Below are 12,051 nucleotides of genomic sequence, written 5' to 3' on the forward strand. Positions count from 1 at the left end.
CGCTGGCCGGGACTCTTTTTCTCATATTCGAACCTAAAACTCCTACTTCCACTCCAAGAAATTCTCACTAATGCAATTACATTTGGAGGTGCGTGCCTCCATCGTGCTCATTCAACTTGATACCAAACCATTCCCATTTCTGGCGCGAACCATCGTCGTAACCAAGCTCCAAAAAACAGTTAAATTTCCAAGTGTCATTACCAACTGCTATGATTTTTACTGTTGTAGTGGCACCTTGTAACTGTTCCTTACTAATTACGCCTTGCACTTCCAGACCAAAGGGGCCGTTTTCGCTATGGTCTGGAAAATGGCCCTCAATCCCCTCAATTTTTGCAAATTGATCGTGTCCCTTTTCGATGGTAATTGAGAGCTTTGTGTCATCGTCCTTGTCGTCGTCGTTCGTGTGGAATCTGACTTCTGCCGTTTTCAAATTAGCCATTTGTGCTGACCTCCTAACAAATTTATGGTTGCCCATCTGCCAGCATTACTATTCCCAGATATTTACGTCATTATGTGCTTCCGAACAAATCTCAATTCCCACAACTTCCCGCGCCTGACCTGCATCAAAATCCGTTAAAATTAAGGTAGAGGTGTTCGTTATGTTCATTCAGCCTATGCTGCTTCAGATGTCCCCGCGCCCATTTTCGCACGTTGACTACGTATTCGAACCGAAAATAGACGGTCACCGGCTCATTCTTTCGCGGATCGAAGGCGGCCAAACCCGCCTTTACACACGTCATCATAATGATTGTTCACGCCAGTACCCGGAGCTAAACGACGTAATGCTCGACGATGTCATTCTCGATGGCGAGGTCGCGGCCACGGACGGCACCGGCGCGATTGACTTCGAGGCCGTCATGGAACGTTTCTCGCTCCGGAAGACGAACCGGATACGGCGGGCAGCAGAAGCCCGGCCGGTGAATTACGTCGTTTTTGATATCCTGCGGTTAAATGGCGTGGACTTGACGGCGCTGCCGTTGTATAGGCGAAAGGAAATACTGGCGTCCATTAACATAGGCAACCCGTGTATATCCGTCATACCGTCGGTTCGAAAAGAAGGCGAGCGCCTGTTCAACGAAATCGAGGCGCGCCAAATGGAGGGGATCGTAGCGAAGCGGGCGGAATCAGTATATGTTAGCGGTCGATCGGATGCGTGGCTGAAGATAATTAACTCAAGTTTCGCAGCTTAATTTTGGCATCAAAGCCTTGATATAGCTGGGCAAACTTGAAATCCATTGCTGTACTTGACTTAAAATGGCAGACTCCTCCCGTTTGTTCTTCGTCTGGGAAAGCTCAAGGAAGAAAGCGAAGATTTGCTGGAAAGCTGCCTTTAGATCGAGGTCTCGGACTTCATCAGAGAAGAGGAAAAATAACCCTCCTAATGAACGCTGATCTTGATGCTCACGTCGTTCCCACTCCATTAAAAGATAGCGCGTGAAGACAATCGTTGTATGGCTGATCAGCATATCAAAAGAGCGGCCTTGGAACTCGCTTCCCAGCTTTAAATAAGACTTTGTGAATTTAAAGAAGGTTTCGATGCTCCATCGTAACCCATAAATGCGGACAATTTCAGCATCCGTCAGTGCTACATCCGTGCTCAAAATGGCAAGCCATTCCCTGCGGCTATTGCGATTTTGAACAAAAACTAATTTGATCGGCAATCCACAATCCGTCCTTACAAGGATCGAACCGAGCAGTTCTTTTTTACTGAATCGAGGTAGTCCCGCGTGTAGTTCTTTTAATGACATTCGTTTGTTGCCTACCTGGTAACGTTGTTTCATATCTTTAATCATGCCGATCACATGTAAGCCTTTCGCCATCAGACTACGCAGCAACGGAGCTTGGGTGAACCAACTATCCATCAAAACAAAATCCGCAGCAAATCCAAGCTGCAAAGCGCGATCCAAGAGTGCCGCGACGGCATCCGGCTTTCGAGAAAAAGCTTCCATACGCCGTTTGTAGCCTTGCGTACGTTTGGACAAACGCTCCTTCATTTCGCAGAAACGATTCGCTAGTTTGGCGGAACTAAGCATGACAAAATCGATGGGTGCAAAGCTGAATCCATCCGACCATCCAAGCGTCAGCATGTTGTACCCTCGCACGAAACGCCCCGTCGTATGGTCATGAACGCGTGCCAATAATTCTGCCTTTTTACAACGGTTTCGTTTCAGGACGGAGTCGTCCACAATAAAGGCACGAACGCGAGTGGCAGAGGTAAGCGACTCAAAGTGCTGGACGATCTTCAAGCTAAGCATCTGAAAGAACCGACGCCATGCAAACCCGGGATGATTCAAGAAACGGTAAACGACATCTTTTCCGGGCAGTGACGAACGGTGGCTGCTTTCGAGCAAGCGGGACCAACTACGCTGCTGAAAAACTAACGTGAAGATGAGCTGGAAAACAGCAAGAGCCGGAAGGCCAAACGATTTTCGAATACCCGCTTGGCGGAGTAAACTGCCCAATTTCAAAGTAGCAAACATGGTTGAAAAGCGTTCTTCACACTTTTCAGACAGGGAGATGTGGTGTAACATAAGGTTACGCACCTTTCTTGTTTGGAATGGTAATCTCGACAATTTCCATTTTACCAAACGTGAAAGGTGTTTTTCTGTCAAGTTTGCTAGTTTTATACCGAAATGCCAGTAATCTCAACATCTAAACGCGTTTTTCAAGCTGCGAAACTTGAGTAATTAACTGGACGTACGTAGACGTGGTCATCACAGGCTACCGCAAGGCAGAATTCGGGTGGCTGGCGTCGGTACCGGGGAGCGGGGGTAAGCTGCGCCCGGTTGGCGTGATTGAACTTGGAGTGACGCCGCAGCACCGGGCCGCCTTTCATAGCGTCAAGGACCGTTTGAAGACGCATGAAGACCGCGACTTCATATATCTGGAGCCATGGCTAAAAGCGAGGGTGAAAATACGGAATTGGACGAAGGCGGGGCTGCTTCGCGCACCGGCATTCGTGGAGTTTATACTATGACTGAACAAATGAAAGAGTCCCTGACCACTGGCCGGGACTCTTTTGCTTTATATTAAACTCCCCAACCATGGTCTTCAAGGGCCGACATATTTGTTTGTTGTGTCGGTTGTGTCGGCTGTACAATGATACCACTTAACAAAATCAACCCCATCATAATTGATAATAAAAAGTTTTTCATAAATCAAACACTCCTTCTACAATATGTTTGTACCCCAACTTCTGCTGTTCCGTCGCATAATCACCATGCTCCCGGAATAAAGTTGTACATTTCTCGAACCCCATATAATACTTCATGACTCGTGCCATATAAAGGGCATATAACAATTCGTCGATTCCCGCAATAAGCCTATTTTTCTTGAAGCTGTAGACTGCTTTCTCGTACCAAAAATGAAATAATTGGGTGCCGTCCACAAAGCTAACCTCAGAGTCTACAGATGGAAGCTTTTGTACAAGCGTCTCCATGATATCATCAACATTAAAGCTAAATTTATTTGCTGCTTCAATGATGGTTTTTGCACCACCAAGAAATTCAGCAGGATGCTTTTGCAGAAAATCGATATACTCATGGAGTGCCTTTTCGTTTCCAGTTTTCAACTCAAGCGCATACATGTTTCCCTGACTCCAAGTACGAAACCTCTCTACCTCCTTTTTCCCAGTTTCGTCAAGGAATTCAACCCACCCAAGGTCTGAATACGCTGCCACGTATTTTTTCGCTTCTTCGTATTGTCCTTGCAGGGTCAGAATAAATCCCTTGATTCGTAACCCATGACCTAAATATACCACTAAATGCCGCTCAGTATGTAGATTTTTAACAAATTTTTCTTTTTTTAATTTATCATACGCATTTTGTGTTAAATCATGAAGTTCGTTTCCATAACGCTCTACCTTGTTCCAGTCACCTAACGAATAATAAACATTAGCCATCCAAAAAATAGCCTCTAGTCGCAACCCTTCTTGCAAGCGGCTGTAAAACGGCTCAAACCGTTCTAGCGCTTCCTTGTTTTTCTCTGAACTCACACCAACAAGACATTGAAACAACCGAAATTCACACAGAAGACACCTTTGATCGTTATGATCTGTTTCCAGATCAATGATATAGCGGTACAAGGGTGCCGCCTCTGCTTTTTTCTCCTCCTTGAAAAGATGCTCCGCCGTATAAAAGAAATGATCCTTGATCTCTGCCCCAAGCCCTCCGCCTACATTTGCCATTTGCCCCAATCACTCCCTTCGATTAATACCATAATATTACATCTAGGTTTGTTAGGTGGCAATATAGAGCATTTGGAGGAGATTAAACGATTATTAGAAAAAAACAGAAAAAAACGAGGCCAAAACACCAAAATTTGACACAAAACGTCAATTTAATACATGCTTTTACAATCAATTTTAGAAAAAGCCTATCAATATCGCTTAATCTAGTACTACTAAATGCTCATAAAAAAGTAGTTTTGTCCCATATGATTATATTGGTATACATGGTACTTTTTAGGAGAACGATTTAGTCGGCCGACCATTGTTCAAAATCACTCAATTTGGAGGGATGTGGCCGGATTAAAACAAAAGACATTAGCGTGTGCAACATTTTTATTTCATTGTCCGTTTAAGTATTTGGGGTTGAATAAATTCCCAAATATAACTTGTTTTAGGATAATGAAAAATTGGGATCGGTGGGAGGTGAAAAATGGAATAGCCCCACATTTTAGTTTTTCTCTAAATGCTTATGGTCGGGGAAAATCAGGAACGGATTCTGTATCTGTCTCGGATCGGCGATCTTTGAACGGTTTTACAAAATCCAGGACTTACATGATGCGGAATATAGGGCATCGACAGGTGCCGGGTTTGCCGCCCGAAGGTTGGCCGAGTTTGGCTACAGCGACGAGCAAGTTGACAAACTTTTACGTGAACGATTGTTTTTTTATCGAGCGAACAAAATGGGACGATAGAATCATATTTCGGAAATTAATTCCAATATTTTGAATAATATGGTATATTGAATGAGGGGTCCCGCCAACATTTTAACGAAAATATACGCTAAGCCCCGATTGATCGAAAAAAGGCCGGTATCCTGTACGCTAAGGCTTTTTGTAATATAGTAAAAAGGAGAGATGATTTTTATGTGGAAACGTAAATTGATTGGCGCATCAATTTTCATTCTATGCGCTGCATCGTTGTCGGTCACTGCTTTCGCGAGTAGCGATCATTACCACAGCACCGGATTTGGTAATTCTGCAAAATATTTGAAATATTGGAAAGATTCGTCGATCTCTTCCTATGGTTATACGGGTTATGCTGATTCCGCCGTATCAGCATGGAACAACATTTCTAGCAATTTGGCAGTGTCCGAAGTCTCTTCTACGCCCACTTACGGCGGCATTGTGGCTTATACGGGAGATTCCCTTACCGGTCTAGATGTATATGGAGTTGTCGATTATTGGACGTATGGTTTATTTGGATGGACCCAAGTGAACCCTGACGATCAAAGAGATAGGGCAAGAGTTCGATTCGATCACGCCAATCTCGGCAAACTTGATAGTAAAGGAACAACGTATGCATTCTCGCATGAGTTTGGTCATGCGGTAGGACTTAAGCATAATAACTCAGGCGTCTCTTCGGTTATGAGAGATACGTCAATCGTTTGGGAGGATAATAAACCGCAGCAAGCCGATAAGGAACACATCAAAGAAAAATATGGAAATTAACAAGGGGGTGTGAAATTTCATGAAATTCAAAAAAACCATTGTTACAGCATCTGTTGCTCTTACATTATCAGTCGGTGGGTATATGTATGCGGACAGCAAAGTAACTACTGCCCAAATCGACGCCATGCCTGTTAACCACAAATCTCTGAATGAGCTTGAAAATCGATCCGATCTTATTATCACGGGCAAACCAATTGCAAGCGAAAACCATGTCGTTAGAGACGCAGAAGGTTTCACGAAGGAAGCTTATACAATCACCAGTTTTGAAGTTGAACGCTTCTACGCTAACAAAACTCAACTGAAAGAAGGAGCAGTTATAAAAGTAGCTGAACCTGTATATATCGTTGACAACGGAATTAAGCCAGGGAAAACACAGTTTTCAATTGAAGGATACGAAATCATGGAGAAAAACAAAAGATATCTCCTCGTACTAAAACCCGATCAGAAATCCCCTGATTTGTATAACATCGTTGGTGTACATGATGGGAAGTACAGTATGGAAAGTACGATTTCAAAATCAAATACAGACGAAAAGGTTGGCAAGTTCAAAAATGAATTAATCGAGAAATACAAAATCAAATAAAGGGATTTATTAAAATCACCACTCACTTTCTCATTAACGGAAGCAGAGTGGTGATTTTTTTATTGGTGGCGTACCATATGAAAGATTGGCAGCTCATAACCTAACGACCGCTAAACTTCATTAGCGGTAGAAACATAACACTCTCTTGGCAGGAAGTTGTTAGTATCGCGGTTGCTGGGTATGGTGTTTATTATTTTGCAAATTCGCACGTAGAAACCTATATACGTTTATTAAATACTACTATCGGGAATGAGGACCTGGTCGTTTTGATCACAATGGAACTTTCATTGGAGACTACGAACTTTTAAAAGAAATGAGAGTTACTAAAAACTCCGATGTACTGGCTGATGCTAGAAGAGGGACTATTATAGATCCTTGGTTCTAAGATTAAAGGGTGAATAAAACTATATGAATAACATCATGAAATACTTAATTTTTTTCATAGCCAACTGTGTGCTAACTTACTACTACATTTTCCCTGAACCAAGCTATGCTAGCTCTTTATTGTACTCTTTTCTTATGACACTCTTTATTGTCGGTTTAGATGCAATAAAGAAAAAACCACCATTGTAGCTCGTTTTCAGCTTTGAGCGACGATTTTGATTACGTGGAATAATGCAAAAATGCAAAAAAACGGCTCTTGTTCGCAACTTTTGCAACAAGAGCCGTTCATTATTTGTTACCTCTGCGAATTGGTGGTTTTTTTTATTACATCATAAAGGTTGCACGTTGTTTTTGTTAAACCTCGATTTGTTGCCCGGACGTCTTCCTCAGCTCATTCGCCAGCCAATGAATATAATCGGCCTGCACCTCATACGCTGCGGCCGCGGTGCCGTCTCCAGCTTGTTCAGCCTCCTGCCGTTTTACGTCCAACTCCTTCCATGCCGGACTCATCCAAGTATCAATAACCGTGTTCGCTACTCCCGCATCAAGCATTGGTTCTCCCACCTCTGTATCATATTTTTCAAGCTCATATTCAGAAAATGATGTGATTCAACTTTTTGGTATACGCCGGATAGGTAGCGTAGCCACAGACCCGGAGCATTTCCGTCTGCTCCTGTGGCGTCCGAGCGGCACCCCGAGCTTTCCGCCATTTCGACGATGCTTAGGAATTCGATAACGCTGTATGCGATAACCACGCCGTCACCGAAGACGCCGTTCGATTTCAGGACCGAGATTTCGATCATGTACACGCAACCGACGAGGATAATGATGTAGAGCCCCGTGATACCTATCCGGCTGCTCAACTCCTTCCGGACGTATCCAGCCATAAGCCCCGTCACATAATCCAGCAACATAAGCCCTAACAGGATCGTAAAGGCGAGTCCAAGCCCGACGACGACCCAAGAGATGAAGGCCCTGACGATGCCGAAGCCTGCTTTGAAAATAGCGCTAATTGTGGGAGCAATTTTTCATGATCTAAAATATTTCTAACGCAAAAGTACTCATGACGGCAAAAAATCCGCCCCTTCATGAGGAACGGATTTTCTGCTTTTGACATTTCAAGTATCGGGATTATCGATGAAGTGACTTTTCTATACAAGAACCCGATCTCTTTCAACCTGTTGTTCAACAATCTTTTGGACGATATGCTGAAAGACCTTGGCATTTTCCTCTACAAAGCCCGGAGCGAGCACCTGTTGATGGTCCCCAACCACCTCATATTCCGTATACCTGTTCAGCGTAGCCTGCCTCCATAATAATGCATCCTTGTCAGCAGTCAGCCCTGCACTTAAGCCATCTGCAACCAGCCCGTGGATGTTCGCCCGGACGGTCCCCGTATTAACCAGCTCATTCCCGTAATCCATGTAGGCATACATTTTCTTCTTTACTTTATCCTGCGTAACCGGAGCATTGAAAACTTCATTAAACGGTTCAGGAAGTATATCCAGAATATGATCGATGTGATCTCGCATTTCCTGGCCAGTCTGCTGTCTCATGCGCGTGATCCTCTTGGAGTCGACCATCACGATATCCGACACTTCATATCCCCGCTTCTCCATGGCTTTGGCAACCTCGAAGGCCAGACTCCCTCCCAAAGAATAGCCAAGAAACACATAAGGCGATTTCTCTTGGATACTTAGAACAGAGTCGATATAGGCGTCCAGCATCGTTTCACGATCGGCATAATCCTCGATAAACTCAAGCGCATAAACAATGCAATGGCCTTCAAGCTGCTTCGCCATCTGGGAAAAAGATATCCCATATCCTACTAAGGGCGGAAAGCAGAACACATTAAGCAATCCGTTTTCGTTTAATTTGATGATCTTGTGGTCATCGCCTTGTTCAAGCTTGTTGAAGCTGAGGTTTTGAAGCGTGTCTGCCATCTGCTCAAGGAAAGGATTCTCAAATACGACACGAAATGGCATATCAATGCCTGTTTCCATATTAATTTTCTGAATCAGTTGAAGCACCTTTAACGAATGCCCCCCGATTTCAAAAAAGTTATCCTTCACTCCAATAGGTTCGACTCCAAGCACGTCACGCCAAATATGTGCCAATTGCCGTTCCATTGGCGTTCGGGCCGACACGTACTCCCCTCCGCTCCTTATCTCCCCTTCCGGTTCAGGCAGCGCGCTGCGGTCGATCTTTCCATTCACCGTGAGCGGCAGCTTCTCCATCCGAACAAAGTAGGACGGAACCATATAGCCTGGCAATACTTGTGACATCAAATCACGAAGGCCGGTCACGGTTTGCGGAGCATCCGATGCGAAGTACGCGCATAAATACTTCTGTCCGGCTTCGTCCGTTCTCACAATGACGGTTGCCTCTCGGACACCGGTTAGCTTTAGCAGTTCCGCTTCCACTTCGGCAAGCTCGATCCGGTAGCCTCGGATCTTCACTTGTTGGTCAGCCCGGCCTTTGTATTCCAGCGTGCCGTCCTCCCGCCAGCGTGCCAGGTCCCCCGTCCGGTAGCAACGTTCGCCTTCCCGGAAAGGACTTTCGATAAACGAAAGCTTCGTCAATTCGGGTTTATTCCGATACCCGCGGGCTACTCCATCTCCGCCGACGATTAATTCTCCCCATACTCCAATCGGTTGCAGCCTGTTTTCTTCATCCACGACATAAGCCGTAGAATTATGGATCGGACGCCCGATCGAAACCGTATGGGTTTGTTCACCGACAATAGCATGCGTTGTGGAAAACGTAGTATTTTCCGTTGGGCCATACCCGTTAACAATAGTCAGCGTCGGGTTATTTCGCAATACGTGATTAATGTGCGGCACAGACAGCTCATCGCCCCCGACAAGCAGCGTCCGGAGTCCTGCGAACAGTTGGTTGTCCTGCTGCGATAGTTGGTTAAACAGCGGCGATGTTAGCCACATCGTATTAATCTCATACTGCTGAATCACTTGCTTTAAGCGGCGCCCGTCTAAAATGTTGTCATGGGTCGTCAAGCATAGCTGCCCGCCATTTAACAGAGCCCCCCAAATTTCGAACGTCGAAGCGTCAAACACAACGGCTCCGGTCTGCAATATCCTTGTTTGTTCGTTTAGCTCAACATAATTCGTATTTTTTACTAAACGCGTCACATTCCGATGCTCGACCATGACCCCCTTAGGCTTCCCTGTTGTTCCCGAAGTGTAAATGACATAGGCCATATCGTTCGGTCCGGACACTTCAACCAGGTTAAAGGAGTCTTCCTTCCGTAAGCTCGGATCATTCAACGCAACAAGTCTGGCGGAAAGTGAGCCGTATTCCGGCGACTCCCCGTGAACCACCACCACTTTTGCTGCCGAATCCTCCACCATATAACGGATGCGTTCCATCGGAAAAGTAGAGTCCATAGGCACATAAGCTCCGCCTGCCTTTAAAATTCCCAGCATCCCGATCACCATGTCAATGGACCGCTCAACAATAAGACCTACGGGTTCATCGGCTTGTACACCGTCGGCCCGAAGCCTTCTCGCCAACTGGTTTGCCTTTTTATTCAAGTCGCCATACGTTAACCGCTCATCTCCGCTTATAACGGCCACTTGCTCCGACAACCTGGCGGCCTGCTCCTCAAACAACCGGTGAATGCTCTTTTCTTTCGGATAATCCACTGTCGTATCGTTAAATAGGGTCAGGATTTGCGCCTTCTCTTGTGCCGTTATGGTCTCGATCGACTTGAGCTCAGCCTTTGGATTTTCCAACATGGCGTCGATAAGCTGAATGAAATGCTTCGCCATCCGGTCTATCGTTTCTTTCTTGAACAACCGATCGGCATATTCGAGGTTGCATACGATTTGATCGCCTTCCTCGGCTGCATTAAGGGTCAGATCAAACTTGGCTACGGAATGCCTGCAAGGGTAAGGCTTCATCTGCAGACCGTCAAGATCCAATGACCCTAAGTCCATATTTTGCAGCACAAACATCGCATTGAATAACGGATTGCGGCTCGTATCCCTTTGAACATCAAGCCTGTCCACAAGCTCCTCGAAAGGATAATCCTGGTTCTCAAATGCTTTGAGCGCAATAGCTCTGACTTCCTCCAAATAGGTCAGGAACGGCTTTTCTTTCGCAGGATTACTGCGAATCGCCAGCGTATTCACAAACATGCCGATGATCGGCTCAAGCTCGGCATGCCGCCTTCCCGCTATGGGAGTTCCTACGATAATATCTTCTTGCCCGCTGCATTTTGATAGAAAAACCGTATACACCGCCAGCAGTACCATGTACAAGGTAGATCCGGTCTGTGCAGCCAGCTTCCTTAGCTCTTCGCTTCGCTGCCGGTCGATCCTAAATTCGAGCATATCACCCGAAAAGCTTCTCGTGGCTGGTCTGGCATAGTCGGTCGGAATATCGAGAACCGGAAGGTCTCCCTTAAACGTATCCAGCCAGTACGCTTCTTGCTGGCGCATCCACTCGCTGGAAATTCCCGCCCGCTGCCATACCGAATAATCCTTATACTGAATCCGAAGAGCCGGAACCTCTTCTCCCCTATAGAAGCGGGCAAGCTCTTTCACCAGATTGCCCATCGAGACCCCGTCCGAGATGATGTGATGCATCTCAAACAGCAAGATATGTCGGCTGGGGTTCATCTCAATCAAACCTACGCGCAGCAGCGGAGCCCGCTTCAAGTCAAATTGACGGAAAAAGGCTCGTATGTACGCTTCTGCTTCCGCTTCACTACATCGTTCATACTCTACCTTAAAATCCACATGGCGGTGTATAAGCTGAACCGGCTCCCCGTTCCTAATGTCGAAGCTGGTGCGCAAAGTTTCATGACGAAGAATTAACTTGTGGAAGGCTTCCTCAAACTTGACCCGGTCAAGCGCTCCCTCTATCGTCATGACGCCCGGCATATTGTAGCTGGTCTCCCCGCCCTCCAGTTGACTTAAAATATACATGCGCTTCTGAGCCGAGGAAACCGGATAGTAGTCGCTTAGCTCAATGACCGGGATAGAAGCATACGCCCGCTGCTCCAGCTCAGCAATCCTGCCCGCCATTTGCTCAATCGTAGGATGTTCAAACACTTCTCGCAGCGGCACTTGGATATTCATCTCTTTGTGGATGTTACCGACCAAAGTCGTTGCCCGCAACGAATGTCCCCCGAGCTCAAAGAAGTTGTCCTTGACTCCAATGTTCCGAACGCCAAGCACTCGTTTCCAGATCCGAACCAGCTTGGCCTCCACCGCGTTACGGGGAGCCACATATTCAACTCCGGTGTTCACAATCCCCTCCGGGGCAGGCAAGGCTTTTCGGTCAATCTTGCCATTAGGCGTTAACGGCATACGCTCCAGCTGTACGAAGCAGGCCGGCACCATATAGCCCGGCAGTACTCCGGACAACGCTGCTCTTAGTTCGCG

General features: G+C 46.1%; 11 protein-coding genes. 4 read left to right on the top strand and 7 right to left on the bottom strand.

Going from position 1 to position 12,051, the window contains the following annotated elements:
- Positions 1 to 76 precede the first annotated feature (76 nt).
- Complete coding sequence (locus PEL01S_RS33365; RefSeq protein ID WP_127463242.1) at positions 77 to 439, bottom strand: hypothetical protein; 363 nt, start codon at positions 437 to 439, stop codon at positions 77 to 79.
- Between the two features lie 160 nt (positions 440 to 599).
- Here PEL01S_RS33365 and PEL01S_RS33370 point away from each other — a divergent pair, with 160 nt between their 5' ends.
- On the top strand, positions 600 to 1,190 hold the full coding sequence (locus tag PEL01S_RS33370; RefSeq protein WP_127463243.1) for an ATP-dependent DNA ligase: 591 nt from the start codon (positions 600 to 602) through the stop codon (positions 1,188 to 1,190).
- Here the strand turns inward: PEL01S_RS33370 and PEL01S_RS33375 are convergent.
- Complete coding sequence (locus PEL01S_RS33375; protein WP_127463244.1) at positions 1,173 to 2,531, bottom strand: IS4 family transposase; 1,359 nt, start codon at positions 2,529 to 2,531, stop codon at positions 1,173 to 1,175. The two genes, PEL01S_RS33370 and PEL01S_RS33375, sit on opposite strands and share 18 nt — an antisense overlap.
- Before the next feature lie 176 nt (positions 2,532 to 2,707).
- Here PEL01S_RS33375 and PEL01S_RS33380 point away from each other — a divergent pair, with 176 nt between their 5' ends.
- Positions 2,708 to 2,977 (top strand): hypothetical protein, encoded by a 270-nt coding sequence (locus PEL01S_RS33380; protein ID WP_127463245.1) that lies wholly within the window; start codon positions 2,708 to 2,710, stop codon positions 2,975 to 2,977.
- A gap of 52 nt (positions 2,978 to 3,029) precedes the next feature.
- Here PEL01S_RS33380 and PEL01S_RS35495 read toward each other — a convergent pair whose 3' ends face one another.
- A complete protein-coding gene (locus PEL01S_RS35495) occupies positions 3,030 to 3,155 on the bottom strand; it encodes a hypothetical protein (protein ID WP_255320196.1) in 126 nt (41 codons plus the stop codon).
- Positions 3,152 to 4,186 (bottom strand): DNA-binding protein, encoded by a 1,035-nt coding sequence (locus tag PEL01S_RS33385; RefSeq protein WP_127463246.1) that lies wholly within the window; start codon positions 4,184 to 4,186, stop codon positions 3,152 to 3,154. The genes PEL01S_RS35495 and PEL01S_RS33385 overlap by 4 nt, the downstream gene beginning before the upstream one ends.
- Before the next feature lie 905 nt (positions 4,187 to 5,091).
- On the opposite strand from PEL01S_RS33385, the gene PEL01S_RS33395 reads away from it, so the two are divergent.
- Positions 5,092 to 5,676 carry a zinc metalloprotease gene (locus tag PEL01S_RS33395; protein WP_127463247.1) on the top strand — a complete coding sequence of 195 codons (585 nt, stop codon included), beginning with the start codon at positions 5,092 to 5,094 and terminating at the stop codon, positions 5,674 to 5,676.
- Between the two features lie 19 nt (positions 5,677 to 5,695).
- A complete protein-coding gene (locus tag PEL01S_RS33400) occupies positions 5,696 to 6,259 on the top strand; it encodes a hypothetical protein (protein WP_127463248.1) in 564 nt (187 codons plus the stop codon).
- A gap of 738 nt (positions 6,260 to 6,997) precedes the next feature.
- Here the strand turns inward: PEL01S_RS33400 and PEL01S_RS33410 are convergent.
- From PEL01S_RS33410 to PEL01S_RS33420, 3 genes are all read right to left on the bottom strand, one after another.
- Positions 6,998 to 7,195 carry a hypothetical protein gene (locus PEL01S_RS33410; protein ID WP_127463249.1) on the bottom strand — a complete coding sequence of 66 codons (198 nt, stop codon included), beginning with the start codon at positions 7,193 to 7,195 and terminating at the stop codon, positions 6,998 to 7,000.
- Positions 7,177 to 7,557: a phage holin family protein gene (locus tag PEL01S_RS33415; protein WP_239551327.1), complete on the bottom strand. Its 381-nt coding sequence runs from the start codon at positions 7,555 to 7,557 to the stop codon at positions 7,177 to 7,179. Before PEL01S_RS33415 ends, PEL01S_RS33410 begins: the two co-directional genes overlap by 19 nt.
- A gap of 237 nt (positions 7,558 to 7,794) precedes the next feature.
- Positions 7,795 to 12,051 (bottom strand): non-ribosomal peptide synthetase (locus tag PEL01S_RS33420; protein WP_127463250.1); only part of this gene is annotated, 4,257 nt, incomplete at its 5' end.

The organism is Paenibacillus elgii NBRC 100335 (assembly GCF_004000865.1).
GTDB classification, from domain to species: Bacteria; Bacillota; Bacilli; order Paenibacillales; family NBRC-103111; genus Paenibacillus_G; species Paenibacillus_G elgii.